Source organism: Halomonas sp. GXIMD04776, from assembly GCF_049808615.1.
Taxonomy (GTDB): Bacteria; Pseudomonadota; Gammaproteobacteria; order Pseudomonadales; family Halomonadaceae; genus Modicisalibacter.
In genome coordinates this window covers 1-26,399 of the sequence record NZ_JBNCAN010000020.1, presented here as the reverse complement: position 1 = coordinate 26,399, position 26,399 = coordinate 1, and the positions used below count along the sequence as shown (strand labels likewise).

The following is a 26,399-nucleotide window of genomic DNA, read 5'->3' as shown; positions in this document are numbered from 1 at the left end:
ATGCCTCGTTGTCGCCTGGATGTAACTGATTGTGTGAAAACGCCTTGAATCTAAACGCGGGAACCTTGTCGTTTCATTGCGGCATCGATCGCCTCGTTGGCCAGGGCATCGGCCCGCTCGTTACCCGGATGGCCACTGTGACCCTTGACCCAATGCCAGTGCACATCGTGGCGCTGGCTTTCGGCGAGCAGTTCACGCCACAGTTCGGCATTCTTGACCGGCTGCTTGGCAGCGGTTTTCCAACCGCGTTTCTGCCAGCCATGAATCCACTCGGTGATCCCCTTGCGTAGATACTGCGAATCGGTATGCAGTTCCACCCGACAAGGGCGTTTGAGTTCACGCAGTGCCATGATCGCCGCCATCAATTCCATGCGGTTGTTGGTCGTTGTGGCTTCGAAGCCATTGAGTGTCTTTTCATGGCGTCCCGCGTTGAGAAGCGCGCCCCAGCCACCCGGCCCTGGGTTGCCACGGCAGGCGCCATCGGTATGGATGATCACCTCGGGCAGTGCTTTGTCAGTCAACCTCACTCACCTGTTTGCGTTTTTGTTCACTCGCCACCCGCGGCGAATTACCCAGTAGCGGCCGGCCCATGACTGGCGTCGTAAGACCGGGGCGAACGATCTGCGCCCGCTGCGTTTTGGGCCGAGCACGAATCATGTACATATCGCTGAACGGCAGATTGTAACGCCGTCCGATGGATTCAAGCTTGGCGTTGCTCGGCAATCTGCCCGGCAAGCGAAAGCCGCAATAGTCTACCCGCTCGATTTCAAAGTCGACAAACGCGAGCCAGTCACCCAGACGCCCCGGAGTTCGCCAACGACCACAGCGCGGCATATTGACGCGACTACGTGGCCAGATCCGGCGCGCACCCTCGATGCCCAGGGGAAACCAGCCAAAGATGATCAGGCATCCGTTATCCGCCATGACGCGGGTCGCCTCCTGCAACAGCCGATGGGGTTCCGGCGCCACTTCCAGCATATGATGCACCACCACCAGGGAGAGGCTGTCATCCGGCAATGGCAAGCGGGTCGGATCGCAGACCAGGCAAGCATCGTCTTCAGCCAGTTCTCGGGTCGGCGCCCAGGTCAGCGAATGTCGAATCTGACACATGTCCGTCAGCCGAGGCGCCATCCCAAGATGCAGACTATGGACGCCAAACAGGCGCTCGCAGACCGGCCCGATACAGGCGCGTTCGGCTTGCCAGTGCGCGCGTCCGGCTGGAGAGGACCAGTAAAGACGCCCCCTGCGCACCAGCTGGGCCAAGGATATCGTCATATTAGAATTTGACACAGAACGCTCGCGCCCCCATGGTTAGGCACATTTCGTGCAGTCTGTCTTCCCGTCAACCCAGTCATGGTGGGCAGACGGTGGGTGGACAACCGTACCGAGGTAAGACTTTCATGCTGAGCGTGATACCGATTCCCGCCTTTAATGACAACTATATCTGGCTATTGCGTCAAGACTCTACCACTGATGTTGCAGTGGTCGATCCGGGAGACGCCAAGCCGGTGATGAAATATCTAGAACGGGAAAATCTTAATCTTTCCACAATTCTGATCACCCATCATCATCATGACCATACCGGTGGGCTGCCCGAACTCACCAAGCGCTACTCGCCGCGAGTCATCGGCCCGCATAATCCTGACATCAAAGAGGTTCAGGAGCGCGTGGGAGACGGTGACGACTTCCGCGTACTAGGTCGTCGCTTCGAGGTGATGGCGGTTCCGGGACACACATTGGATCACATAGCCTTCTTCGCCTCCGGTACGCCGTCCTTGCTGTTTTGCGGTGACACCCTCTTCTGCGGAGGCTGTGGGCGCTTGTTCGAAGGCAGCCCCGAACAGATGCATGCGTCATTGTCGCGACTGACCGCCCTCCCGGAAGATACGTTAGTATTCGCAGCGCATGAATATACCCTCGCTAATCTTCGCTTTGCCCAGGCCGCAGAACCGGATAATAAGGTTCGTGATCGTTTGATGAATGAATGTCAGCGTGCGCGCGATCTGGACCGGCCGACACTGCCAAGCACGATTGGTCGCGAGCGTCAGATCAATCCGTTCTTACGGGTCGACAACGAACAGCTGCGTTCAACGGTGGGTACCCATGGTGCTACCGACTCGACCGAGAGTACGTTCGCGACACTGCGTACCTGGAAAGACAATTTTTAAAGTAGCTAGGACGCCGCTCTGCGCGCCAGCGAGGACACACATTAAATGACTCAGCACCCATTGCGCCGCCGGGTATGCCGCCTGGCAGGAGGACTTCTTCTAACGCTCAGCGTCTCGGCCCATGCCCAGACCAACGCCTTGCCTTCCACAACGTCCACGTCGCCATTTTGGGATGCATTGATGCTGCAACCCTTTGCTCAAGGCGATATCTGGACACGCATGCGCGACAATTTCCAATGGGAGATCGATGCCCAGGAGCCGCGGGTACAGAAATGGATCGACTACTACCGCCGCTATCCAGGCAATATCACCACGATCGCCGAGCGGGCGCGCCCCTGGCTATACTGGGTCGTCAGTGAACTCGAGCGGCGCGACATGCCCGGTGAAATCGCTCTGCTCCCCTTCATCGAAAGCGCCTACGATCCGACCGCGCGGCATTCCGGCGGCGCCACCGGCATGTGGCAATTCATGCCGGGCACGGGCGACGCCCTCGGCTTGCGTCGAGACAGGGCCTATGACGGCCGCCTCGATGTCATCGCCTCCACCAAGGCAGCCCTGGACTATATCCAGCAGCAAGCCGATCAATGGTACAACGGTGATATCGAACTCTCGCTCGCGGCTTACAACGCCGGCGCCGGCACGGTCAATCGTGCCCGTCGTGGCGCTATCGCCGCAGGCAAATCCGGGGATTACTGGAGCTTGAGATTGCCGCGTCAGACCATGAACTATGTGCCCAAACTCCTGGCACTCTCGCGCATGATCGCCGATCCGGATCGCTATGATATTGCCTTGCCCAGTGTTCCCGACCAACCCGCCTTCGCCCGGGTACCGATCGAAGGGCGACTCGATCTTGCTCAGGTGGCGCAGATGACCGGCATCAGTCGTTCACGACTGGAATACCTCAATCCCGGCTTGTTGCAGAAAATCACGCTGCCCTCCCGGGCCCCGGAATTGCTGGTGCCACACAGTTTCAAGAATACGCTGGTCTCATTGTTGGCCGAACGCCAGGAAGCGTTTGCCCGCGGCGATCGTTATCAGGTACGCCGCGGCGATTCATTATCCGCCCTGGCCGCCCGCTATGCAGTCTCCGTCAACGAATTGCGTCGTTACAACGGTTTGCGGGGTGACGTCATCCACGTCGGCCAGATATTGAACATACCGGCGCAGGGAGGAGCGGAGAAACATCCCAACACCCTGGTTCGCCGATAACGCTTTGCACGTCATTTTCACTGCGGCTTACTGACGCCAACCGAAGCCGCGAATCGGCCGCGCGCGAAGCAGAACTCAAACGAACTGGCAGCGGGCCGGTATTTACAATCGTGCCTGGGGCTGACACTTTACGCACAAGTGAACCGGCGCAGTGCTATGCGCCGAACAATGGTCGAAAGGAGCATTGATGTTGCGCATGGGTAAGGCCATTCTCGCCGCCGCGGTCTTGTCATTTTCTGGGTTTGCGTTTGCCGCCACCGCCGACAAGGTACCTACCGTGCAAGGCCTTGCCATGTACGACGAACCGGCACTGCCTGATGACTTCACGCATTTTTCGTATGTCAATCCCGATGCCCCGAAAGGTGGCGAGCTCAATCGTGCCACCATCGGCAGCTTCGACTCGACCAATCCGTTCATCGTCAAGGGTACTCCCGCCAGCGGTCTCGCCCAGATCTACGACACCTTGATGGTGAACAATCCCGACGAGCCGTTCACCATGTACGGGTTGCTCGCCGAGGGGGTGCGACTGGACCCGGATCGCCGTTGGATGGAGTTCGATCTACATCCCGAAGCCACCTTTCACGATGGTGAACCGGTGACCGCCGAGGATGTGGTGTTCAGCTTTCGTCTGCTGCGCGATGAAGGCCAGCCCTTCTATGCCGCCTATTACGCGGATGTAACCTCGGCACAGCGTCTGGACGACGATACCGTGCGTTTCGACTTCAGCCCGAACAATTCCCGCGAACTGCCGCTGATCCTGGGTCAGTTGCCGATTCTACCGGAGCATTTCTGGCAGGATCGCGACTTCGCCACACCGACACTCAACCCCCTGCTCGGCTCCGGCCCATATCGCATCGCCCAGGTCGACCCGGGGCGACGTATCGTCTATGAGCGAGTCGAAGACTATTGGGGGGAGGATCTTCCGGTCAACCGCGGACGCCACAACATCAATCGTCTGATTTTCGATTATTACCGCGACCAGACAGTGGCACTGGAGGCCTTCAAGGCCGGTAACCTGGACATGCGTATCGAGTCGAGCGCACGCAATTGGGCGACCGCTTACGATTTCCCTGCATTGAAGCAAGGCTTTGTCGAAAAGCTGCAGATTCCCGACGGGCAGCCAGCGGGGATGCAAGCCTATGTCATGAACCTGCGCCGCGACAAGTTCAAGGACGTACGGGTACGCGAGGCGTTGAACCTTGCCTTCGACTTCCCCTGGTTGAACGACAATATATTCTACGGCGCCTATGAGCGCACCCACAGCTACTTCGAAAACTCCGAAATGGCCGCCCAAGGCATGCCCAGCGCCGGTGAACTTGCGCTGCTCGAACCTCACCGCGATCAACTGCCCAAGCGTGTCTTTGAAGAACCACTGCCGGTGGAGCACCCTGACGATATACGTCCGCGCCTGCGCGAAGCGCTGGGTCTGCTGCGGGAAGCCGGCTACGAGGTGCAGAATGGCCAACTGATCAACCGCGAGAGCAAACAGCCTTTTACACTGGAGATTCTACTTTACGATTCGCAGTTCGAGCGTATCGCCCAGCCGCTATTGCGCAACCTCGAACGCATCGGCATCAAGGGCAAGATTCGTATTGTGGATGTCAATCAATATCTCAATCGCCTGCGCAGTTTCGATTTCGACATGATCATCGGCAGCTTTCCGCAGTCCGCCAACCCAGGCAACGAACAGCGCGAATTCTGGACCAGCGACTTTGCGGACCAACCACAAAGCCGCAATCTCATCGGCCTCAAGAATCCGGTCATCGACGACCTGGTGGAAAAACTGATTCGTGCCGAAACACGCCAGCAACTCGACACCGCAGCCCAGGCCCTGGACCGGGTGCTGCGCTGGGGATTCTATGTCATTCCGCAATTCCACCTCGCCGCAACGCGAATCGCGCTGTGGGACAAGTATGGCTACCCCGACCCGCATCCAGAATACAATATCGATCTGGACGCCTGGTGGGTCGACCCTGAGCGGGCCAAGACGATCAATCAGCGCCAGCACGGCGGTCGCCAACGCTAAGCTAAGGAATTCCTGCCCGTGGCCGCCTATGTTCTACGCCGTCTGCTATTGATGATCCCCACGCTGTTGGGGATCATGTTGTTGAACTTCGTCATCGTGCAGGCAGCGCCCGGTGGGCCCATTGATCAGATCATCGCGCGCTATCAAGGGCTCGACAGCATCGCCAGCACACGCCTCTCCTCCGGCGGCGGTGATTCCGCCGGCGGGGGAAGCGAGTCTCGCGGCGCCCGAGGAGTGGATGAGCGCTTCATCAAATCCCTCGAGGAGCAGTTCGGTTTCGATGAGCCGGCTCATGTGCGTTTCATCAACATGCTTGGCGATTACGCCACCTTCGATTTCGGAGAGAGTTTCTTCCGCGATCGACCGGTCATCGACCTGATGATCGAGCGCTTGCCGGTGTCGATCTCCCTCGGTCTGTGGACCACCCTGCTGGTCTATCTGATTTCGATCCCCCTGGGCATTCGCAAGGCGCTGCGTCACGGCTCACGTTTCGATGTGTGGACCTCGGGACTGGTGATCGTCGGCTATGCCATCCCCGGCTTCCTCTTCGCCATCCTATTGATCGTGCTGTTCGCCGGGGGCAGCTATTTCGATGTCTTCCCGCTGCGAGGCCTGACGTCGCCCTATTTCGATGAATTGAGCCTTTGGGGCAAGATCGGCGACTACTTCTGGCACATCACCTTGCCGGTGATCGCCGCCGCCATCGGCAGCTTCGCCACCCTGACCATGCTCACCAAGAACAGCTTTCTCGACGAAATACACAAGCAGTACGTGCTGACCGCCCGCGCCAAGGGCGCCAGCGACCGTCAGGTGCTCTACGGCCATGTATTTCGCAATGCCATGCTGATCATCATCGCCGGCCTGCCCTCCGCGCTGATCGGCATCTTCTTTACCGGGTCGCTGCTCATCGAGGTGATCTTCTCCCTCGACGGCCTCGGCCTGCTGGGCTTCGAAGCGGTCATGCAGCGGGATTACCCGGTGATCTTCGGCACCCTGTACCTCTACACCCTGATCGGGTTGATCCTCAAACTGGTCTCGGATCTGACCTATGTCTGGGTGGATCCACGCATCGACTTCGAGACGAGAGAGTCCTGATGATGGCATTGTCGCGCTTGAAGCCCCGACTCTCTCCGATTACCCGCCGCCGCCTGGCAGTATTTCGCGGCAATGGCCGGGCGCGGTTCGCTCTGTGGCTATTTTCGCTGCTGTTCATCCTCAGTCTCGGGGCGGAACTGATCGCCAACGACAAGCCCCTGGTGCTCGAGTATCAGGACCGGTGGTATGCTCCCATGCTGGTGGATTACCCCGAGACCGAATTCGGCGGCTTTCTGCCCACCAGCACGGATTATCGTGATTCCTTCGTGATCGATGAAATAGAGGCCAACGGCTGGATGCTGTGGCCGCCGATCCCGTTTGCCTACGACACCCTGGATCAGAATCTCGACCATCCAGCACCCTCGCCTCCCAGCCTGCGCCATTGGCTGGGTACCGACGATCAGGGTCGCGATGTCCTGGCGCGGGTGATTTACGGCTTCCGACTCTCGGTAGTCTTCGCCCTGGTACTGACGGCAGGCTCGCTGGTGCTGGGCGTACTCGTCGGTGGCATTCAGGGATACTTCGGCGGCAAGGTCGACCTGGTCGGCCAGCGCCTCACGGAGATCTGGTCCGGTCTGCCGGTACTGTTCCTGCTCATCATTCTCGCCAGCCTGGTTGAACCCAACCTTTGGTGGTTGCTGGGCATCATGCTGCTGTTCTCCTGGCTGGGGCTGGTGGATATCGTGCGCGCCGAGTTCCTGCGCGCGCGTAATCTCGAATACGTGCGCGCCGCCCGCGCCCTGGGGCTGCCGTCGCGCCTGATCATGTGGCGTCATGTGCTGCCCAATGCCATGGTCGCGACCCTGACGTTCATTCCCTTTCTATTCACCGGGGCGATCACCACCCTGACCGCGCTGGATTTCCTCGGCTTCGGCCTGCCGCCGGGCTCGCCTTCCCTGGGGGAACTCGTGGCCCAGGGCAAAAACAATCTGCAGGCGCCGTGGCTGGGCATCACCGCCTTCGTGACGCTGAGCGTGATGCTCTCGCTGCTGGTATTCATCGGCGAAGGCCTGCGCGACGCCTTCGATCCGCGCCATATCATTGCCCCCATGCCGACCAAACCGGAGCGGGTATCGGCAAACCAGGAGGCCACCGATGAGCGCTGAGATCGTGTTCTCCTTGAAGAATTTCACGGTGGCCTTCGACGGGGTGCCGGTGGTCGATAACCTCTCGCTACACATCCATCGTGGAGAGACCCTGGCCCTGGTGGGTGAATCCGGCTCCGGCAAGTCGGTCAGCGCGCTCGGCGCCATGAGCCTGCTCCCGGCGAGTGCCGCGGTACAGGGTGAACGGCGATTGGGAGAACGCGATCTCGCCCGGCTGAGCGAACGCGACTGGCGTGGCGTACGCGGCAACCAGGTTGGCTTCATTTTCCAGGAGCCGATGACCTCTTTGAATCCGCTACACACCATTGACAAACAGGTCGGCGAGACGCTGCGGCTACATCAGGGGCTCAGCGGCCGCGCCGCTCGCGAGCGCGTGCGCGAACTGCTGGTCCAGGTCAAGCTGCCACGACCGGACGAGCTGCTCGATGCCTGGCCTCATCAGCTTTCCGGGGGTCAGCGACAGCGGGTGATGATCGCCATGGCCATCGCCAACAATCCGCGCTTGCTGATCGCCGATGAGCCGACCACGGCGCTGGATGTCACGGTGCAAAAGGAAATTCTTGCGCTGCTCGCCGATCTGCGCGACCGCCACGGCATGGCCATGCTGTTCATTACCCACGATCTCAATCTGGTGCGGCGCCATGCGGATCGGGTCTACGTTCTTTACCGCGGTCGCGAGCAGGAGAGCGGCCCTGTCGCCGAGGTATTCGGCCAGCCCCGCAGCGACTATACCCGACTCCTGCTCGGCGCCGAACCCGAGGGTCGTCCCGGGGCCATCGGCAGTCGGACACGGGTGCTGGAGGCGCGTAAACTCCAGGTAAGCTTCTCACGCCCCAAGCGGCTGTTCTCGAAACGCCCGGCGCCCTTCATTGCCGTTCAGCCTCTCGATCTGCATCTGGATAAAGGCGAAACCCTGGGCATCGTCGGCGAATCCGGGTCCGGCAAGACGACCCTCGCCATGGCATTGCTGCGCCTTACGCCTTCCTCCGGCGAAATCGATTTCGCCGGCGAACGTCTCGATCGCATGAGCGGTAACGCCTTGAGACGTAGACGCCGGCAGGTACAGATCGTTTTCCAGGATCCTTACGGCTCCCTCTCCCCGCGCTTACCGGTGGCGGACATCATCAGCGAGGGCCTACGCTTTCATCACCCAGAGCTTGGTGACACCGAAATCCAGCAACGCGTGTCCGCTACCCTGAACGAGGTCGGCCTGCCGGAGGATTGCGCCGCCCGCTATCCTCACGAATTCTCCGGGGGGCAGCGTCAGCGTATCGCGGTGGCCCGAGCAATCATCCTCGAACCCCAATTGCTGGTGCTCGACGAGCCCACCTCGGCGCTGGATCGTACCGTACAGAAACAACTGGTCGAACTGCTGCGCGATCTACAGGCCAAGCGCGGCATGAGCTACCTGTTCATCAGCCACGATCTGGCCGTGGTACGTGCCATGGCGCACCGGGTGCTGGTACTCAAGGAGGGTCATGTCGTGGAGCAAGGCGAGTGCGAGCAGGTGCTTGGCGCACCGCGCAGCGAGTATACGCAGGCGCTGGTGGAAGCCGCTGGATTGGACAGCAGGGGCCACTAGCTGGCGCCGGCTACTTCAAGCACCCGGTCATGATCCTTCGCCAACTGCGTACGCACCAGCGCTGCCACCAGCCTCGTAAAGTCATTTGAGTCGACGCGTTCCGCGAGCGTTTCCGCATCGTCACCCAGGTTCAGCTTGCCGCTCGACTTCAATGCCATCTTATCGGCAAAGGGCCGAAACTCATCCCAACACACCTGGACTTCACGCAGGAAGATATCCGCGCCGACGCCACCGATCCCCTTGAACTCCTTGAGCAGGCGTCGAGCCTTCTTGATATCGCCATTTGCCTCACTGCGCAGCCGACGCAGGTCCCCCTCATAAGTCTCTTGCACATGATCGGTCAGGATACCGAGCTGGCGGGCCGTCTTTTCGTCATAGCGCGCATAGCCATTCTCGTTGAGCACCTTGACGCGTTCTTCCCAGGTCGAGTCCGCCATCTTGGCCGGTGTCGTCCAGCCCGCGCTGCCCAGCGCCTTGCAGGCGCGCATGGCGGCACCCGCCCCCAGCGGCGCGCTAGTCAACAGCGACAAGCACAGCAGCCGAAACAAGGGCGACGGCGTATTCCGCTTGAGCTCGATGCCCAGCTCCCGAACGAAGGTGCGCCCATGCATTTCGAGCAATGCCCTGACAATCTGTTTTTTCTTCACCTTGCTCATGTCGGTTACTCTCCCTGTGCGACAGAACCGAAGATGGTCAATAAATTTAAGATAACGGTATAAATCAGAAGGCGGCAATCTCAGCCGGGCGCAGGAAGCGACACTCTCCAGGTTCAAGATCCGGATCGAGCTGCAAGGGGCCGATCGATTCACGGTGCAGCGCTTCCACATGATTGCCAATGGCGGCAAACATGCGGCGCACCTGATGGTACTTGCCTTCCGTGATGGTCAGGCGCACTTCTCGGGGCGAGAGCAACGCAAGCTCCGCAGGCTGGGTCAGCTTGTCCTCACCGTCGAGCTGAACACCCGTGGCAAACGCCTCGATGGCCCGATCGCCTTCCTTGCCTTCCAATGGCTCGGCAAGCGTCGCCCGATAGACCTTGGCGCAGCGCTTCTTGGGCGAGGTCACCCGATGCGACCATTGCCCGTCATCGGTAAGCAGCACCAGCCCGGTTGTGTCGACATCCAGGCGGCCGACGGAATGCAGCCGATCGACATTGGGCAGATCGATCAACTGCTGCACCGTCGGATAGCGCCCGGGGCGAGTCGTGCATTCGACGCCGGGGGGTTTGTGCATCATCAGATAGCGCAGGCCAGTAAGTTCGAGAGGCTCGCCCCGCCAGCGCACATCACTCGACTCATCGACCTGGGTCGCCGGGTTCTTGGTGACTTGTCCATCGACACTGACCTCTTCGCGGTGCAGCGCCTTCTTGGCCAGGCTGCGTGATAGATCCGTGGTCTCGCTGAGAAACTTGTCCAGCCGCATCAAACCTCCAGAGTGAAACGATCGGCATCCATCCAGGCCGGGAACTTGTCGCGAAACTCGGAAAGCGCCTCCCGGTCGAGCGCACCGGTACGAATGAAAGGCTGATCACGGGATTCATCGATCAGCGGATCGCCCTTGAAGTCGACGAGCATCGAATCACCGGCATAGGGCAGCTTCTTGGCATCTTCCCCCACCCGGTTCACGCCGATGACATAGCACAGGTTTTCCACGGCGCGCGCCTGCAACAATGTTCGCCAGGGATGGCGACGCGGCGCCGGCCAATTGGCGATGCACAGCAAGGCGTCGTACTCGAAATGCTCACCCTCATCGGGCTGCTGCCGTAGCCAGACCGGAAAGCGCAGGTCGTAGCACACCGTCAACAGAATGCGAAAGCCCTTGAGTTCGACCATCCTGCGCGCATTGCCCATGCCATAGCGCTCGTGCTCCCCTGCCATGCGGAACAGATGTCGCTTGTCATAGTGAATCAACTCCCCGCCCGGGGTCGCCCAGATCAGACGGTTGTAATATTCGCCATCGGCAATGACCGCGACGCTGCCGGTCATGACGCAGCGGCGTTTGACCGCCTGATCACGCAGCCAGGCTACGCTGCGGCTTTGCTCCATGGGTTCCGCCATCTCACGGGAGTTCATGGTGAACCCGGTAGCGAACATCTCCGGCAGCACGATCAGATCCGTATCATCAGCACCCAGGCTGCCCAACTGCTCGTCAAGCAGGCGGCAATTGGCATCCGGGTCCTCCCAGCGCAGATCGGCCTGAACAAGGGTCGTGCGCAACTCGCTCATGGTATTTCTCCTTGGATGCAGAATGCGTCATCCAGTCGACGGTCATGACGACAAGACTAACCGAGTGAGCAAGGGACTGCAGCCTGGGTAGCATCTTTCTCGGATGAGAAACGTCACAGGATACATTCAAACCATCGCGGAGGCGGAGTGTGTTAGATTAGCGCGTTAATCAAGAACGAGGACACGATAGACCATGAGCCTGCCCTTACAGCCCGACAAGGAAGCCACCCGAGGCGTCATCCTCGGTCTTCTCGCCTATTCGATATTTGGCTGCTTCCCGCTGTTCTTTGCGCTGTTCGAAGGCATTCCCGCCTGGGAAGTGTTGATCCATCGGGTGCTCTGGTCTTGTCTGTTTCTGGCGTTGCTGGTGACCGCACTGCGGCGTTGGTCACCGGTGATTGGCACACTCAAACGTCCACAACGCTTGGGGCGGGTCCTGATCTGTGCGGTGTTGATTGCGCTGAACTGGGGCATCTATATCTATGCAGTGGAAACCCGCCATGTCTTTCAGGCCAGCCTGGGCTATTTTCTTACGCCGCTGGTCAATGTGCTGCTGGGGATGCTGATACTCAAGGAGCGCATGCGGGCACTACAGGGCGTGGCGGTTGGGTTGGCGACGGTGGCTATCGCCATTCAACTGGTGGTATTGGGCGAACTACCCTGGATCACGCTGTGCCTGGCACTGTCCTTTGGCGCCTACGGCCTGTTCCGCAAACAGATCCCGCTCGACGGCGTCACGGGATTGTTCCTCGAAACACTATTGCTGCTGCCGGCGGCGCTCATCGCGCTGTTCTGGCTCATCAATGCGGGCCACTCCCACTTCATGATCGGCGATGAACGCGCCAACCTGTTGTTCATGGCCAGCGGGGTGCTCACGGCGCTGCCCCTGATGGCCTTCGCCGGTGCCACTCAGCGCCTGCGTCTGTCGACGATAGGGTTTCTGATGTACATCAACCCCACGATGCAGTTCTTCATTGCCTTGCTGGTCTTCGAGGAACCGCTGAAACCGATCCAACTGGTCACTTTCGTGATGATCTGGATCGGCCTGGCAATGTATTCCTATGCCGCCTGGCAGGGTCGATCGCGCGCCAGGCCTGCGGCGGCACGCTGATCAGCCTGTGGAGGTAGTCAGATCGTCGGGCTGGCCCAACCGCTCGAGCAACGCCTCGAGCACGCCCAGGGTCGGCACATGGCATTGCCATAACGACTCTTCCGGGGTCAGTCCCAATGCCTCACGGTGCATTGAAGCGGCCGGATCGTCGCTTCGATCCTCCAGTTGCTCCAGTCCCAGGTCATCGATGAGTTGGGGGCTGATGGCCGGGAGCAGCAATACGCAACTGCGCACGCCTTCCGCATTGAGCGCTAGACGCCGCTCTCCGTCTCGTAAATGCCATAACGAAAGGCGCAGCCGACTGATACAACGCTCGAAGACCACCGCCTCGTGATGCTTGAGCTTTTCATTGGCCAGGCGTCCGTTGATGCGGCGGTCCAGGGTCGTGGCATTGATATGGGGATAGATGAAGCCGCTACGCTGTACCATCCAATCGAGTACATCGTCGAGGGGCACGCCCTCGTTCTTGGAATAAGGCATTTCACGTCGGGAGACGGCGTTGCGCACAGTAGTCAACTTGAGCCCACACACCGCGGCGATCTCGACGACACTCACTCCCGACGCCGTAGGCAACAGCGATACATCGATGGCGGGAGTGAGACCCACATGCGCCTCCAGACGCGCCCGCACCCGTACCAGACCGATCAGGTGCATCAATCGCTCCGGCGCGGGAGTGGCGTGAAATTCCGCGAGACTGCGCGCCATGGCGATAAAATGAATGAAATCCTCGAGCGCCGTCGCTGAGATATTCAGCGCGATATCCGGCTCGCTCATCAGCGCCCAGGCCCGAAGTGTCATCAACGGCTCGCGCATTCGCTGAACCAGACTGGCGGCACTCGAGTCGATGCGTTCAGGCTCGTCCGGCGCACCATTCAATCTTAGCAATGGCGCCGCCAGGGTGCGGCTGGCGGCGTCCAGCTCGGCGATCAACGCCTGAGTGGTCAACACCTCTGCCGCCGATTTACCCAATAGCGATTCCTGAAGTAAGGCCAACGGCCTTCCATTCGGCATGTTTGCATTCCCCTGCGTTGGTGCCGTTTGCACCTGATAACGGTTCCAGCCGCGTGTATCCGGGCCTGTCCGTTATTGTCGCACCGCGTGAATTCCGCGGCGGGTGCCGGCTTATAGTGATTACCATCTGTTACCGTGTTTAACGGCAGGTTTAGGAAATCCTTGAGCAGGTTTTATGCAGAAATGAAGTATCGTTAGCCCGACTTGGAGGAATGGAAGACGTTCAGGCGCCGTAGCCGAAGCGCGCCGCCACCTCGCCCGTTATTTCGCTGATCATCGCCCTCTCTCGATCCGTGAAATCCGGTTGGTAATAGGTAGGAAAATGCAGTCCGGATGCCGCTTGTTCGAGGACCGAGGGCTCGACGTCCAGTTGGCAATGCGCATAGAACGCTCTCAGGGTCAGCTCTGGCTGGCCGCACAGATCCTCGTAGCGCAGGACGAGACACGTCTCGCGCAGCGAGGCGTCGTCCTCGAGCGACTCCGCCACATGACGATAGAGCCCCGCCCAGTAATTCGCCCAGCCCTCGACCTCATGCCCTTCCCGCCAAAGAGCGGCGACCCTGGAGGCCAGATCATCGTCACCGACATGAATGGCGCGACGATCCAGACCAAACTCGAAGTGCCCCACCCGGCGCATGTGCTCCAGGGCACGCGGATGCTGGGCTTCACCGCAGGCGAACAACGCCTGCTGCTTCATCAGTGATGCGATATGCGCGACCGGCGAGCGTATGGCCAAGACGAAGCGGGCGTCGGGGTAAAGCCGATGCAAATACCCCAGTCGCGCCAGATTGTAATTGCCCTTGGCGGCATAGCGGCGCTGCTTGCGGATCGCCAACAGCTTGCGAATGTGTTCGTCGTAGAAGCGTTCGAATGCCGAGTGATGTGCCTCACGCCCCAGAACCGAGCTCTTCGTCGGATCATGAGTGTCGGGGAAAAAGGCCATCCACAGCATTTCCTCGAAGGCTTCCGGGCTCTGTGAGGTAACGGCAATGCCGTCCTTGTGGGCACGTTCCCGAGCGACTTCCTCTTGGCGCGGCACCAGCGACAGCCAGCGGTTCCACCAATAGGGCGTGAGTAACATCGGGAAATCGACATAGCGGTGGGTAGCCACCTCCGGATGCTCGGCCAGGCGCTCTAGCAGTATCGTGGTGCCCGAACGGGCCAGACCAGCGACATAGAGCGGGCGATCGACTCGTCTATCCTCGATCACCTCCCGTACCAGGCGCGTCTCCAGATTACCCAGCCCAATCCAGGTCCGCGGTTGTCGGTTTACCCAGCCGCCCAGTACATGCATCCAGGTCGGCACCGAGAAATCATCGTCCTTGTGTTTCGTCATTCTATGCGCGCCCATCGGTAGACCAGCAACGACACGATCAGCATCACTGGAAAGAAGATCACCCACCAGGAGCGCATCCATGATGGCCCTAGCGGCAGATATGTGCGTTGTGGCAAGGCAATCTCGATGCGCTGTACATCACCGCCCTCGGGTAGATAGCCCAGCGGATTGGCGACCAGCCAGTTCCACCATTGATGCTGGGCGATCACCGGCACCGGCGCGGTAAGCGCGACCTCCGCCACCACGGATTCCTCGTCGAGTACCAGGATATGCCGTAACGAATCCCGCCCGTCGTTCTGTCCTGGCGGCTCCCCCTCACCGACCCAATCGGTACGAAGGTGATCGGGTATCGTCGTTAGAGTCGGCGTATTTCCCGGCGCCGGGTAGCTATAGCCATAGGCCGTCTCGATCCATACCAACAACGCCAATAACGGTAGAATGGAGAGCAGCGTGGAGGGCAACACCAACCCGAGATGCCGAAAGGCCGCCACGAACTGCTCCCGAATCAACGGCCCCGCATCGGTGAACTCACCGTCGAAGCGATTCAGGCGCTGCCTGGCTTCGCGGGCGGCACGTTTGGCTCGACCGATACGCGTCTGAGGCGAAAGCGCCCGGTAGAGAAGCAGCGTGCCGGCCCCCGCGATGGCCGCCCAGACCACCAGCCGCAGGCTCGGCGGCAAGACCCAGGCCATGCCGTTATCCATGGCCGCAAACAGCGGTGCGGGAAGATCGAGCAACCCCATGCAACCTCCTGGCATTCAATGCGTTCGTTACCCGCGCAAGCGCCAGCGGAGCCGGTCGACGCTTCGATCGACGGCCGGCTCCGCGCTTGGCGCCTCAGGACGAGGGAGGTGGAGATGAATCCGAGGAGCGGCTCGCCGAACTCTCCGCGCTTTCCGTGCTTCGCATCGGTTGAGGCTGTATCGCCGCTGGCGATGGCTGCTGCGGTTGCGAAGGCTCTGCCGACTCTGCATCGGCCCGACGCATCTTGCGTCGCCGCATCATGCGCCGTATCGGCCACATCACCACGAAGAAGACGGCGATGGCAATGGCGGCGATGATGCCCCACAGGGCACTCAACAGGCTCAGCCCCGCGCCCGGGCCTACATAGGCCTGGGCGGCGACGGGAAAGACGACGACAGCGGTCGCCAGAATCAAGGACGTGGTTACTGCTTGACTACGACGCATCATGAGGATGCCCTCCTGGTGGTATCGATAACGGCGCGGAACTCCGCGTCGAGTTGCTCAGGAGCGATGCGTTGGGCCGATGAGACCACGGGGATGAACTCATCCTTGTCACCCCCGCGTACTGGATTGATGAACTCCCAGACGATCTCACCCTCTCGGGTAACTTCGAACAGACGCCCACCATCCGATTCGGTGATCAGGCGATTGCCATTGGCGAGCGTCTCGGCTGCCCCCCGCAGGCCACTGTCGAAAGGGTGTTCATCGTTTCCAGTGTAATACCAGACAATGGCATCGTTCTGAGGGTTCACTTCCAACATCCGCGATCGATTGTCTTTTTCATAATTGGCCAGATTATCGAACAGCGTGACATTGCCGTTTTCCAGTACCCGGGCGTAGTGCTGGCCCAGCCAGGAACCTCGCATCGCCCAGCTCATCTCGCCGGATTCGGGATCGACCAGGCCGATCGCGCCGGGATGACGAAACGACAAGATCACCTGCCCCGGCTTGCCTCGAGCCGGAGCGAAGGCATCCGTTTGAGACTGCTCGAGATACTCAACGCTGTTGGTATGCATCGGATCCGCAATACCGTAATGAGGTGTCGCGTAGAGTATTCCCGCGTAGGGTGAATCGAAAAACGCATGAAGCAGCGACACCTTGTTCAGCTCATTGCCCGTCTCGCCATCGAGTTCGACCAGATAGTCGTCGAGCCAGGGAGAGGGCAGCTGGGAAAACTTGTCGATGCGCTCGTCGGTGAAGGCATGGGTCAAGGTGAAGACACGCCCGTCCTCGGCGATATCCAGATCGTGATGCACATGCGCCTTGTAGCTCCAGATCAAACGCGAGTCGCGATCGACCTTGACCATCCCATATCCCCAGGGCGAATCGTTGGCCGCGATATAGATGGCGATCAGGTCCCCGTTGGGAAGCATCCGCGCCTTGCGCCAGTACATCAGATCGTCTGGCCGGGGCGTCCGGCCACTCGGTGTTTCTTGCCAGACCTCGCTGAACGGCAATTCCCAGCGATGGGCAACCTCGCCCTCCATGTCGATGAGCTGGGCATAGGTACCGTCCCCGGAGGTGTAGAGCGTATAGCCCGGATAGGCTTGTTCGGGGTCATGAATCGTGACGCCCCGCTCGTCGGTCCGCGCCCGGCGCCAGAGGTCGGTCTCGGTGTAGGGGTCGTCGATCGAGCGCTGAATCATCAGCGCCTGGGCTGCCTTGTAGGCATCGCTGAGATACTGGTAGGGAAACACCTTGGCCAAACTGACGTAAGCGCCGCCGATGAACGCCAGCAGAGCGATGGCCAGAAAGAACATGGCAATGCCCAGACGATCCGAATTGTGCATGCTTATTTCCTGAAAAGCCTGTCATAAGGCCTTCAGTCACCCGCCACGTTAGCGAACACTGTTCTTTTCAATTAAGGATAAACCATCCTGAGAAAAGCGCGAACTTCGCTTCAATTGTGATTCAACGCTTGATTTCAGATAGCGGGCTACCTTGCACCCCTTCGGTAAACTCCTCATCATATTTGAAAATAGCGATCTTACCTTGCTCTCATCTTTGCTCTCACCGTGGCCATTCGATGCTCAAGCGCTACCTACCCATTCTGACCTGGCTACCCCATTATCAACGCAGCCTGTTCACTTACGACCTGATTGCCGGTTTGATCGTGACGGTCATGGTCATTCCCCAGTCCCTGGCCTACGCGCTCCTGGCAGGACTGCCCGCCGTGGTGGGTCTGTATGCCAGCATCCTGCCCCTGCTGGTCTACGCCCTGTTCGGTTCCAGCCGCACCCTGGCGGTGGGGCCGGTCGCGATCCTGGCGCTGATGACCGCCGCAGCGCTGTCCGGCATCGCCCCGCCGGGCTCTGCCGAGTACGTCGAGGCCGCGCTTATCTTGGCCCTGTTATCCGGGATCATGCTCAGTGTGATGGGGTTTTTGCGACTGGGCTTCTTCGCCAATTTCCTGAGCCACCCGGTAATATCCGGTTTCCTTACCGCCTCGGGACTCTTGATCGCCGCCAGTCAGGCGGCGAATCTACTCGGCGTCGAGTCCTCCGGTTTCACCCTGCCCGCTCTGCTGGGTAGCCTGGCCAGCCATCTGGATGATATCCATCTGCCGACCGTGGCCATCGGCACCTTCGCGCTAGTGTTTCTGATTGCCCTGCGCCGCTATGCGAACCCCTTTTTGACACGACTCGGGATGCCCGCCACACCGGCCAATCTGATCACCCGGGCAGGGCCGGTCTATGCCGTATTTCTGACGACGTCGATATGCTGGTATTTCGATCTTGCCGCGAGCGGTGTGGCCGTGGTCGGCGACATACCCAGCGGCCTACCCCCCTTGACACTGCCAACGCTCGATTTGCCCCTCTGGCACCAGCTCTGGGTACCGGCCCTGTTGATCAGCGTGGTAGGCTTTGTCGAATCGGTATCGATGGGCCAGATGCTGGCCGCCAAGCGTCGCGAGCGCATCTCCCCGGATCAGGAACTGATCGGTCTGGGCGCGTCCAATCTTGCCGCCGCCCTCACCGGAGGCATGCCGGTCACCGGGGGACTGTCGCGCACCGTGATCAACTTCGATGCCGGCGCACGCACGCCGATCGCCGGGGTCATCGCGGCCATCGGCATCACCCTGGTAATACTCTTTTTCACCTCCCTGATCGCGTTTCTACCGATTGCCACCCTGGCGGCAATCATCACGGTCTCGATCCTGACCCTGGTGGATATCGACGCCCTGCGTCATACCTGGCGCTATTCCCGCAGCGATTTCGCCGCTCTTCTGGTGACGCTGGTATTGACCCTGGTCGAAGGGGTCGAGGTGGGTATTCTTGCCGGCGTCGGTCTATCGGTCGCCCTATTCCTCTATCGCACCAGCCGCCCGCATAGCGCTCTCGTGGGTCGGGTCCCGGGCACCGAGCATTTTCGCAATCTGGCGCGACACGAGGTCGAAAGCGACGAACGCCTGGCGTTGTTGCGCATCGATGAAAGCCTCTATTTCGCCAATGCCCGCTATCTGGAAGACACCCTGTACGATTTGATCGCCACGCGCCCCGGCATCGATCATGTGGTGCTGATCTGCTCTGCGGTGAATCTCATCGACGCCTCGGCGCTGGAAAGCCTCAAGGCGATCAATTCTCGCCTCAAAGATTCCCAGGTCACCCTGCACCTTGCCGAAGTCAAGGGCCCGGTGATGGATAGACTGGCCCACACCGATCTCATCGAATCCCTGACCGGGCGCGTCTTTTTGAGTACTTATTCGGCCTGGAGGGAACTAAGAGAGAGTTGAGGCCCCCTAGGCTTCGTCTGAAAAGTCAGCGAGCGACGTCTAGACAAGGCAAAAATTGTCGAAAGAACGGACCGGGCTCGCGCACGAGCCAATTCTTAACGCCGTATAGACGAGCGTAGGTACTTTCCGGGCAAAGCCTAGCATTTTCGATCCATCGCCCATACGTGATTAGATTGAAAGGATAGATATCGCATCATCAGCAAGGAGCCCTGTCACGATGCCCCAAGAAACACTGGTCCGGGAGGAAGATCTCGGCTTGCTGGTCGATCTCTACGAGTTGACCATGATCCAGGCCTACTGGGCCGAGGGAATGAACGAGACGGCAAGCTTCAGCCTGTTCTTTCGTACCTTGCCCCCGGGGCGCAATTACATGCTTGCCTGCGGTCAGCAGCACGTCGCCAGGCTGGCAACCCAACTTCGTTTCGGTGAACGTCAGATCGACAAGTTGCGCAGTCTCGGGCTCTTCGAGGAAGATTTTCTCGAATGGCTGGCAGGGTTTCGATTCAGCGGTGACATCCACGCGGTTCAGGAAGGCACGCCGCTGTTTCCTCAGGAGCCGTTGCTCGAGATCGAGGCGCCGATCGCCGAGGCACAGCTACTCGAAAGCCTGGTCATGAACTACGTGCACCTGGAAACGGTGCTGGCGTCCAAGGCCTCTCGGTTGGTGAATGCCGCCCAGGGCCGCGGCGTGGTGGATTTCGGCATGCGCCGCATGCACGGCATCGATGCCGCCGTGCGCGGGGTGCGGGCCTACCATATCGCCGGTCTGGCCGGGACCAGCAATGTACTGGGGAGCGTGACCTACGGGCTTGATGCTCAAGGCACCATGGCGCACAGCTATGTCCAGGCACACGGCAACGAAGATGAAGCGCTACTGGCCTTTGCCCGCCGCTACCCCGGCACCACTCTCCTGGTGGATACCTACGATACCGTCGCCGCGGTCAAGCGGCTCATCGAACGCATGGCGGAAGCCCCCTCTCTGGACATCGGGGCCATCCGCCTGGATTCGGGGGATCTCGAACAACTGGCCAAGACCTGCCGTCGCCTGCTCGACGAGGCGGGTCATCAGTCCATCAAGATCATCGCCAGCGGCGGGCTGAACGAGCACAGCATCCGTGAACTGGTGGTCAATGGCGCTCCCATCGATGGTTTCGGTGTCGGCACGTCCCTGGGTGCTTCCAGCGACTCCCCCTGCCTGGAACTCGCCTACAAGCTGACCGAATACGCCGATGAACCGCGTCTCAAGCACTCCCCGGGCAAACACTCCCTCCCGGGGCGCAAGCAGATCTATCGCGAGCAGACAGCGGACGGACGCTATCACTGCGACCATCTGACCTTGCGTGACGAGCAGGCACCCGGCACTGCCTTGTTGCGGCCCATCGTCACCAAGGGTGACTTCCAGGAGGCGGCGATGGCGTCACCCGATGCCGCCCGACACGCCAGCCTCGACAGCGTTTCACGCCTGCCGCCGGAACTGCGCAGCCTCGTCGAGACCCGAACCTACAACGTCACCATCAGCGACAAATTGCATGAGCGCCGGCGCCTGGCCGAATCACGCCTGGGAGTGATCCAGCGACAGGATGGAGGCGAAACAGAAGTATAGGGAGCGTGAAAATCGCGTTATGAAGTCGGAGGGTGCGTCGAGAATGTCGATGCCCCACCCTCGATTCTGCGCCGCTCCTCTTCGCTATCGACGAAGCGCACGCTGGTAGGATCGATGCCATACAGCTTGGCAACACGCAACACCTCGGCTCGATGCTCTTCCAAAGCCAGGCGCTTCAAATGCCGACGACTCGGGGTGATGCACTTCAGCACTCCCCAGATCACGATGCCCACGCCTAGCAGCCAGCCCCAGTACTCAATGACAAAGCGAGCCAGCTCCAGGCCGCTGGCAAACCAGCCGGTGAGACCGATCATCATCGTGACGATCGAACTCCAGATCGGATTCGGCAATCCCAGAAAGCGATTGGCGTCGAGTAGCGTCTTTTCATAGTATCGCTGGGAATACGCCACGGGTGTTTTGGCGATCATGGGTTGCTCGGTAAACGGTTTGCTGGAGATAGCCAGTGTGCACCGCCATGCGCAGTGCCAATCTACCGAAATGAGGAATTTATGAAGGGTAGTTTGTCCGGGCGACTGCATAAATACGCAAAAAGATTACGTTGTCACACAGTCACTCGCATTCGCTACAACAAATCCGTTCCATGCAACGGTGATGTAAACCGCCGTCCTTGTCTGTCTTTCTACGACAGTGACGATAACGCCTTCCCGAGCGCCTGAGTCCAGCGCTCATCCTGACCGTTACAGACGATGAAAAAGGGATTGTAGAGACTTTCTTTACGGTTATAGCGCAGTGGCTCCAGCGTCCTTGCATCCAGTACATCACCTCCCGCCGCCAGCACCACGGCATGAGCGGCGGCGGTATCCCATTCGCAGGTGGGCGCCAGACGCGGGTAGAGGTCGGCGGCGCCCTCGGCGACCAGGCACAGTTTGAGGGAACTTCCCATGGTCAGGCATTCATGATGCGGTAATTCTTGACAAAAGGCCTCGAAAGCCACGGCCCCATGAGAGCGACTCCCGACGATCTTCCAGGGCGCTTGATCCGGTTCCGGCAGTTCGCGCACCTGGATGGTGTGGCTCCGACCGCCAGCGATCTTGCACGCCCCCAATTCTCGCTGCCCCCACCAGGTCGTTTCCAGTGCCGGGGCATGCACGATGCCGAACACCGGCACCCCATCCACGATCAGGGCTATATTGAGGGTGAATTCGCCATTGCGTTTGATGAACTCCTTGGTGCCATCGATCGGATCGATCAGCCAATAACGCTGCCAGTCGCGGCGAACATCATAGCTGGCCTGCTCCGACTCCTCGGACAATATGGGAATATCAGGCTGCACTTCCTGCAAAAGCGTCGTCAACAACCGATGGGCGAGCAGATCGGCTTCGGTCAATGGGCTGTCATCCGCCTTGGTCTCGACGTCGAAATCCCGCCGATAGATGACCATCACCCGACGACCAACATCTTCGACGCCTTGCAGAAGCCTTTGGTGTTGCTGCCAATCGAGATCCTTCACGGCTTTCTCCTACCCATGAATATGACGGCATAGTCTACGCGACAACCCGCTCACTATCCCGTGCATGCTAGGGTGGGCCTCTCTTCAATCCATAGACGATCGCCCACGATGCATCAGAGCATTCACCAGACCCTGCAGCAGGCCTTCGGCTATCGCGATTTCCGTCCGGGTCAGGAAGCGGTGGTCTCCGCCATAATCGCCGGCCACTCCGCCGCCGCTATCTTCCCCACTGGATCGGGAAAGTCACTGTGCTACCAAGTACCCGCTCTACATCTTCCGCATCTGACCTTGGTGGTGTCGCCGCTACTGGCATTGATGCAGGACCAACTGGCCTTTCTCGAGCGCCACGGCATAGCTGCTGCCAGCATCGATTCAGCCCAAAGCCGTGACGAGACCAGCGCGGTAATGGCCGGCGTCCAACGCGGCGACATCAAGATCCTGATGATCTCCGTGGAGCGTCTCAAGAACGAGCGTTTCCGGCATTTCATCGCCCGGGTGCCTGTGTCGCTGCTGGTCGTCGATGAGGCCCACTGCATCTCCGAATGGGGCCATAATTTTCGTCCCGACTATCTCAAGCTGCCGGATTACCAGCGCCAGTTCGGCATACCGCAAGCCTTGCTGTTGACCGCCACCGCCACGCCTCGGGTCATCGATGACATGCGTCAGCGCTTCGCGATCGCCCCGGACCATGTGATTGCCACCGGTTTCTATCGCACCAACCTCAACCTGCTGGTCGAACCGGTAGTCAGTGCCGACAAGCCACAGCGGCTGGGCGAATGGCTGGCGCCCAGGCTTGGGAACACTGAGCCGCAGCCCACCATCGTCTACGTCACCCTGCAGAAAACTGCGGAAGATGTCGCGAGGCGATTGCACCAGCAAGGCCTGGATGCCCAGGCCTATCACGCCGGCCTGCCCTTTGAGCAACGCGAAAGGATCCAACAGCGCTTCATGGACGGCGATATCCATTGCATCGTCGCTACCATCGCCTTCGGCATGGGCATCGACAAGAGCAACATCCGCAATGTCGTACACTTCGATCTGCCCAAGTCGATCGAGAACTACAGCCAGGAAATCGGTCGTGCCGGACGCGACGGGCAACCCGCCGACTGCCTGGTGCTGGCCAATCGGGACAGCCTCAACGTGCTGGAGAACTTCGTCTATGGCGATACACCGGAGTTAGAAGGCATTGCCGTGGTGCTCAAGGAGATCGCCGCGATCCTCCGGCGCGGCGAGAAGCAGTGGGAACTGATGCTCAATCGTCTTTCTCAGCAAAGCAATATCCGGCCACTGCCGCTCAAGACGTTGCTGGTACAACTCGAGATGCGCGGCCTCATTGCGCCCCGCTACGCCTATTTCGCCGAGTATCGCTTCAAGTACCTGATCGATGCCGAGGCCCTGGCGGCACGCTTCGAGGGCGAGCGTCGCCAGTTCGTCGAGGCCATCATGGCGTGTGCGAGCCGCGCCAAGACCTGGTGCACCCTGGACTTCGAAGCGCTCTACAGGCATGGAATCGAACAGGGCATCAATACCGAGCGTAGTCGGGTAATCACGGCGCTCGACTACTTCCACGACAAGGGCTGGATCGCGCTGGAAAGCAAGCAGATGACCGAGGTGTATCAATTACTTGCCGAACGCCTCGATGTAGGGCAGTTGAGCACGGAACTGTATGGGCATTTCAAGCAGCATGAGCAGAGCGAGATCGAGCGTATTCACGCCCTGCTCTCACTCTTCGAGACCGAGACCTGCCTGAGCCGTCGACTCACCGCCTATTTCGGCGACGAACAGGCCCCGGTGCGCTGCGGACACTGCTCGGTCTGTCATGGGCGGGTCGCCACGCTCCCCCCGCCTCCGGCTCTTCCGCCCTTGGCCAATCAGGACTTCGGCGCTTTATGCGACGAGTTCATCGCACGACATCGAGCGCAGTGCGAAGGCCAACCACCCGGCGCCGAACGCCTGACGCGCTTCCTGTGCGGCTTGAGCATGCCGATCTTCACTCGCCTGAAAGCCCGCAGCCTGCGTGATTTTGGTCGCCTGGAAGTCTATCCCTATGCCGAGGTTCGGCGCTGGGTGATCACTCACATGCCCGGGGTTTCGCCTACCGCCGCGCAGTGATGACACTCATCAAACACATCCATGCAGTGCTTATTGATCGAGATTCGCGCTCTTGCGCGCATACAGCCTGGCAAACGGCGCAGCGGTCATTCCATGGGCGATGATCGAGGCGAATACGCTCAGACTACCCACGATCCATACCAGATCGTTACCCGAGCGGCTGGAAGCAAGCACGGCATAGAACAGTGCCGAGACACCGATGGGACCGAACCACCCCATGACCAACGCAATGCCGCGCTCCCGGACCGGGGGCAGCCAGCGTCGCAACAGCAGGATCATTGGCAGGCGACGCAGAAGCAGTACGAGCATGACAAGCATTACCCCACTCCAGCCCAGAGCCAGCCACTCTTGCCAGGGCACCATCAAGCCGAATAACGCGAAAACCGGCATGGTGAAGAACAGATTGACCATCTCCTGAACGTTGTTTTCCTGGCTGCGATCCTGACCGCTTACGCGCTGGTCATAGGCAATGCCCGCGGCGAATACCGCAAGAATGCTATCCGTACCCAGCAATTTGCCTACCCCCAGTACCAGCAAGGTCAGCGCCAGGGTGATCGACATGAAGGAGGGCTGATCAAAGAGACCTTTTCGTTCGGACCATTTCAGTAACTCACCGCAACACCAGCCCAACAAGGCGCCCACTATCACACTTCCGCCCACTTCCCAGAGCCAAACCTTGGAGAACCACTCCAGCCAGACCGCATCTGACGGTTTGGTCAGTAGCAGGATGGGAAGGAAAACCAAGGGATAGGCCAGACCATCGTTAGCGCCGGACTCGGCAGACAGTAGATGACGAAACCCCTCAGGCAGATTCTGTTTGGCAACTCCTCCAGTGACGATCGATGAGGCAATCACCGGATCCGTTGCACAGATACTTGCACCAATCAACAGCGCGATCAGCAAAGGGGCTCCAATGATCCACTGGGTCAGCAAGGCGCTGATCAAGAACATGATCGGCATGCCCAGACAGAGCAGAATTGCGAGTGAGCGCCAATGCTTGAAAGGAAACCTGGCCGGCAGACGCAGAGCAATACCCATGAGACTGATCCCTAGCGTCAGACGTGTCGCTTCTTCGAGTACATGATGGCTATCCCCCCAGGCAGAGGGATCAAGCAGGCCCAAGCCAATGGGGCTGAGCACCACCCCTAGACAGAATGCCACCAAGGGTGGCGACAACCAGGAACGATCGATCGGGCGCGACAATAACCCGAGCACCAACACCAGCAGCCCGACCGCCGCCAGTATGAGATTGATGTCTTTCATGGCCCACTCCTTGGCCTCGAGGGTTTGCTAGCCTCCAAAGCCTAGGTCTAAAGCCGGAACATTCAATAACCTGTGATGAGAATTTTCATCGTCAGCATCTCCGAGCAAATAACAAGCACAATAAAAGTGTCTTTTTATTTCCTGTTCATTGCTTAGATTCCCTCAGGTCAATCTTCCTCGAGCCGATAACCACTCATGTGCATAGGACCTCTCGATCAAGAGAAGCGCCTATCCATTGCCATGATTTCAAGGAGACACCCATCCCATTGGATGGCTTCGAAACGCTGGACACTCTTCATCGTTATCGGCCTTGAAAACATCCGGTATGAATTTGACCTGCACCCAACCATTCGAACGCAATGCAGCCACTTACCCGTGTGGCTGCAAACGAAATCAAAGGTAAAAGAAGACCATGAGTCGTTTTATACGCAACCTCTCCGTCAAGGCCGGCCTGACCGTCGTGCTTGGCCTGTTCACCCTATTGATTCTAGCCCGGATATTGCATCGGGCATGAAAAAAGCGGCTGAAAATCGGTTATAATTCAAGCTCCTACACCAGAATCAACCGCATCAGCCGCCATGACAAAATGTACCATGCCCACCGC

General features: G+C 59.6%; 23 protein-coding genes. 10 read left to right on the top strand and 13 right to left on the bottom strand.

From position 1 onward, the window contains the following. Positions 1 to 50: 50 nt before the first annotated feature. A complete protein-coding gene (gene rnhA / locus ACPF7Z_RS13835) occupies positions 51 to 521 on the bottom strand; it encodes a ribonuclease HI (protein ID WP_425193833.1) in 471 nt (156 codons plus the stop codon). Then, positions 514 to 1,290, bottom strand: a complete 777-nt coding sequence (locus ACPF7Z_RS13830; protein WP_425193832.1) for a methyltransferase domain-containing protein — start codon at positions 1,288 to 1,290, stop codon at positions 514 to 516. The genes rnhA and ACPF7Z_RS13830 overlap by 8 nt, the downstream gene beginning before the upstream one ends. 110 nt (positions 1,291 to 1,400) lie before the next feature. Between ACPF7Z_RS13830 and gloB the strand changes: the two genes are divergently transcribed. The 6 genes from gloB to ACPF7Z_RS13800 all read left to right on the top strand — a co-directional run bounded on the left by gloB (position 1,401) and on the right by ACPF7Z_RS13800 (position 9,186). Continuing rightward, positions 1,401 to 2,168, top strand: coding sequence for a hydroxyacylglutathione hydrolase (gene gloB, locus ACPF7Z_RS13825; protein ID WP_425193831.1), 768 nt, complete (start codon positions 1,401 to 1,403; stop codon positions 2,166 to 2,168). A gap of 45 nt (positions 2,169 to 2,213) precedes the next feature. Then, a complete protein-coding gene (locus ACPF7Z_RS13820) occupies positions 2,214 to 3,377 on the top strand; it encodes a transglycosylase SLT domain-containing protein (RefSeq protein WP_425193830.1) in 1,164 nt (387 codons plus the stop codon). Between the two features lie 196 nt (positions 3,378 to 3,573). Continuing rightward, complete coding sequence (locus tag ACPF7Z_RS13815; protein WP_425193907.1) at positions 3,574 to 5,403, top strand: extracellular solute-binding protein; 1,830 nt, start codon at positions 3,574 to 3,576, stop codon at positions 5,401 to 5,403. Between the two features lie 18 nt (positions 5,404 to 5,421). Then, positions 5,422 to 6,498, top strand: coding sequence for a microcin C ABC transporter permease YejB (locus ACPF7Z_RS13810; protein WP_425193829.1), 1,077 nt, complete (start codon positions 5,422 to 5,424; stop codon positions 6,496 to 6,498). Continuing rightward, on the top strand, positions 6,498 to 7,604 hold the full coding sequence (locus ACPF7Z_RS13805) for an ABC transporter permease (RefSeq protein ID WP_425193828.1): 1,107 nt from the start codon (positions 6,498 to 6,500) through the stop codon (positions 7,602 to 7,604). Before ACPF7Z_RS13810 ends, ACPF7Z_RS13805 begins: the two co-directional genes overlap by 1 nt. After that, complete coding sequence (locus tag ACPF7Z_RS13800; RefSeq protein WP_425193827.1) at positions 7,594 to 9,186, top strand: ABC transporter ATP-binding protein; 1,593 nt, start codon at positions 7,594 to 7,596, stop codon at positions 9,184 to 9,186. The genes ACPF7Z_RS13805 and ACPF7Z_RS13800 overlap by 11 nt, the downstream gene beginning before the upstream one ends. On the opposite strand, the gene ACPF7Z_RS13795 is transcribed toward ACPF7Z_RS13800, so the two are convergent. The 3 genes from ACPF7Z_RS13795 to ACPF7Z_RS13785 form a co-directional block, all read right to left on the bottom strand. Further along, positions 9,183 to 9,842, bottom strand: a complete 660-nt coding sequence (locus ACPF7Z_RS13795; protein ID WP_425193826.1) for an endonuclease — start codon at positions 9,840 to 9,842, stop codon at positions 9,183 to 9,185. The genes ACPF7Z_RS13800 and ACPF7Z_RS13795 overlap by 4 nt on opposite strands. A 64-nt stretch (positions 9,843 to 9,906) precedes the next feature. Next, positions 9,907 to 10,608, bottom strand: coding sequence for a pseudouridine synthase (locus ACPF7Z_RS13790; RefSeq protein ID WP_425193825.1), 702 nt, complete (start codon positions 10,606 to 10,608; stop codon positions 9,907 to 9,909). Continuing rightward, positions 10,608 to 11,411, bottom strand: a complete 804-nt coding sequence (locus ACPF7Z_RS13785; RefSeq protein ID WP_425193824.1) for an amidohydrolase — start codon at positions 11,409 to 11,411, stop codon at positions 10,608 to 10,610. Before ACPF7Z_RS13785 ends, ACPF7Z_RS13790 begins: the two co-directional genes overlap by 1 nt. 193 nt (positions 11,412 to 11,604) lie before the next feature. Here ACPF7Z_RS13785 and rarD point away from each other — a divergent pair, with 193 nt between their 5' ends. Beyond that, entirely contained in the window at positions 11,605 to 12,522 is a 918-nt protein-coding gene (rarD, locus tag ACPF7Z_RS13780; protein WP_425193823.1) for an EamA family transporter RarD, read from the top strand. Here the strand turns inward: rarD and ACPF7Z_RS13775 are convergent, their stop codons facing one another. From ACPF7Z_RS13775 to ACPF7Z_RS13755, 5 genes are all read right to left on the bottom strand, one after another. Continuing rightward, on the bottom strand, positions 12,523 to 13,533 hold the full coding sequence (locus ACPF7Z_RS13775) for a hypothetical protein (protein ID WP_425193822.1): 1,011 nt from the start codon (positions 13,531 to 13,533) through the stop codon (positions 12,523 to 12,525). It abuts the gene before it with no gap. 223 nt (positions 13,534 to 13,756) lie between these two features. Beyond that, positions 13,757 to 14,869 (bottom strand): sulfotransferase family protein, encoded by a 1,113-nt coding sequence (locus ACPF7Z_RS13770; RefSeq protein WP_425193821.1) that lies wholly within the window; start codon positions 14,867 to 14,869, stop codon positions 13,757 to 13,759. Further along, on the bottom strand, positions 14,866 to 15,612 hold the full coding sequence (locus ACPF7Z_RS13765) for a hypothetical protein (protein ID WP_425193820.1): 747 nt from the start codon (positions 15,610 to 15,612) through the stop codon (positions 14,866 to 14,868). The genes ACPF7Z_RS13770 and ACPF7Z_RS13765 overlap by 4 nt, the downstream gene beginning before the upstream one ends. Positions 15,613 to 15,706: 94 nt before the next feature. Beyond that, entirely contained in the window at positions 15,707 to 16,060 is a 354-nt protein-coding gene (locus ACPF7Z_RS13760; RefSeq protein ID WP_425193819.1) for a hypothetical protein, read from the bottom strand. Further along, entirely contained in the window at positions 16,057 to 17,403 is a 1,347-nt protein-coding gene (locus ACPF7Z_RS13755; protein ID WP_425193818.1) for an arylsulfotransferase family protein, read from the bottom strand. The genes ACPF7Z_RS13760 and ACPF7Z_RS13755 overlap by 4 nt, the downstream gene beginning before the upstream one ends. Before the next feature lie 236 nt (positions 17,404 to 17,639). Between ACPF7Z_RS13755 and ACPF7Z_RS13750 the strand changes: the two genes are divergently transcribed. Together ACPF7Z_RS13750 and ACPF7Z_RS13745 are read left to right on the top strand one after the other, a co-directional pair. Beyond that, positions 17,640 to 19,346, top strand: coding sequence for a SulP family inorganic anion transporter (locus ACPF7Z_RS13750; protein WP_425193817.1), 1,707 nt, complete (start codon positions 17,640 to 17,642; stop codon positions 19,344 to 19,346). 217 nt (positions 19,347 to 19,563) lie between these two features. After that, complete coding sequence (locus tag ACPF7Z_RS13745) at positions 19,564 to 20,949, top strand: nicotinate phosphoribosyltransferase (RefSeq protein WP_425193816.1); 1,386 nt, start codon at positions 19,564 to 19,566, stop codon at positions 20,947 to 20,949. Positions 20,950 to 20,966: 17 nt separating this feature from the next. Here ACPF7Z_RS13745 and ACPF7Z_RS13740 read toward each other — a convergent pair whose 3' ends face one another. Together ACPF7Z_RS13740 and cysQ are read right to left on the bottom strand one after the other, a co-directional pair. Further along, a complete protein-coding gene (locus ACPF7Z_RS13740; protein ID WP_425193815.1) occupies positions 20,967 to 21,377 on the bottom strand; it encodes a hypothetical protein in 411 nt (136 codons plus the stop codon). A gap of 212 nt (positions 21,378 to 21,589) precedes the next feature. Then, positions 21,590 to 22,420 (bottom strand): 3'(2'),5'-bisphosphate nucleotidase CysQ, encoded by an 831-nt coding sequence (cysQ, locus tag ACPF7Z_RS13735; RefSeq protein WP_425193814.1) that lies wholly within the window; start codon positions 22,418 to 22,420, stop codon positions 21,590 to 21,592. Between the two features lie 108 nt (positions 22,421 to 22,528). Here cysQ and ACPF7Z_RS13730 point away from each other — a divergent pair, with 108 nt between their 5' ends. After that, positions 22,529 to 24,532 (top strand): RecQ family ATP-dependent DNA helicase, encoded by a 2,004-nt coding sequence (locus ACPF7Z_RS13730; RefSeq protein WP_425193813.1) that lies wholly within the window; start codon positions 22,529 to 22,531, stop codon positions 24,530 to 24,532. 30 nt (positions 24,533 to 24,562) lie between these two features. Here ACPF7Z_RS13730 and ACPF7Z_RS13725 read toward each other — a convergent pair whose 3' ends face one another. Then, a complete protein-coding gene (locus ACPF7Z_RS13725) occupies positions 24,563 to 25,795 on the bottom strand; it encodes a cation:proton antiporter (RefSeq protein WP_425193812.1) in 1,233 nt (410 codons plus the stop codon). Positions 25,796 to 26,399 lie beyond the last annotated feature (604 nt).

What these genes read in the sequence shown, in the direction of transcription:
- ACPF7Z_RS13745 (WP_425193816.1), top strand. Translation starts at nt 19,564, where the DNA reads ATGCCCCAAGAAACACTGGTCCGGGAGGAAGATCTCGGCTTGCTGGTC.
- ACPF7Z_RS13795 (WP_425193826.1), bottom strand. Translation starts at nt 9,842, where the DNA reads ATGAGCAAGGTGAAGAAAAAACAGATTGTCAGGGCATTGCTCGAAATG.
- ACPF7Z_RS13770 (WP_425193821.1), bottom strand. Translation starts at nt 14,869, where the DNA reads ATGACGAAACACAAGGACGATGATTTCTCGGTGCCGACCTGGATGCAT.
- rarD (WP_425193823.1), top strand. Translation starts at nt 11,605, where the DNA reads ATGAGCCTGCCCTTACAGCCCGACAAGGAAGCCACCCGAGGCGTCATC.
- ACPF7Z_RS13790 (WP_425193825.1), bottom strand. Translation starts at nt 10,608, where the DNA reads ATGCGGCTGGACAAGTTTCTCAGCGAGACCACGGATCTATCACGCAGC.
- gloB (WP_425193831.1), top strand. Translation starts at nt 1,401, where the DNA reads ATGCTGAGCGTGATACCGATTCCCGCCTTTAATGACAACTATATCTGG.
- ACPF7Z_RS13750 (WP_425193817.1), top strand. Translation starts at nt 17,640, where the DNA reads ATGCTCAAGCGCTACCTACCCATTCTGACCTGGCTACCCCATTATCAA.
- ACPF7Z_RS13755 (WP_425193818.1), bottom strand. Translation starts at nt 17,403, where the DNA reads ATGCACAATTCGGATCGTCTGGGCATTGCCATGTTCTTTCTGGCCATC.
- ACPF7Z_RS13815 (WP_425193907.1), top strand. Translation starts at nt 3,574, where the DNA reads ATGGGTAAGGCCATTCTCGCCGCCGCGGTCTTGTCATTTTCTGGGTTT.
- ACPF7Z_RS13725 (WP_425193812.1), bottom strand. Translation starts at nt 25,795, where the DNA reads ATGAAAGACATCAATCTCATACTGGCGGCGGTCGGGCTGCTGGTGTTG.
- ACPF7Z_RS13765 (WP_425193820.1), bottom strand. Translation starts at nt 15,612, where the DNA reads ATGGGGTTGCTCGATCTTCCCGCACCGCTGTTTGCGGCCATGGATAAC.
- ACPF7Z_RS13785 (WP_425193824.1), bottom strand. Translation starts at nt 11,411, where the DNA reads ATGAGCGAGTTGCGCACGACCCTTGTTCAGGCCGATCTGCGCTGGGAG.
- ACPF7Z_RS13805 (WP_425193828.1), top strand. Translation starts at nt 6,498, where the DNA reads ATGATGGCATTGTCGCGCTTGAAGCCCCGACTCTCTCCGATTACCCGC.
- ACPF7Z_RS13820 (WP_425193830.1), top strand. Translation starts at nt 2,214, where the DNA reads ATGACTCAGCACCCATTGCGCCGCCGGGTATGCCGCCTGGCAGGAGGA.
- ACPF7Z_RS13730 (WP_425193813.1), top strand. Translation starts at nt 22,529, where the DNA reads ATGCATCAGAGCATTCACCAGACCCTGCAGCAGGCCTTCGGCTATCGC.
- ACPF7Z_RS13740 (WP_425193815.1), bottom strand. Translation starts at nt 21,377, where the DNA reads ATGATCGCCAAAACACCCGTGGCGTATTCCCAGCGATACTATGAAAAG.
- ACPF7Z_RS13760 (WP_425193819.1), bottom strand. Translation starts at nt 16,060, where the DNA reads ATGATGCGTCGTAGTCAAGCAGTAACCACGTCCTTGATTCTGGCGACC.
- ACPF7Z_RS13800 (WP_425193827.1), top strand. Translation starts at nt 7,594, where the DNA reads ATGAGCGCTGAGATCGTGTTCTCCTTGAAGAATTTCACGGTGGCCTTC.
- ACPF7Z_RS13775 (WP_425193822.1), bottom strand. Translation starts at nt 13,533, where the DNA reads ATGCCGAATGGAAGGCCGTTGGCCTTACTTCAGGAATCGCTATTGGGT.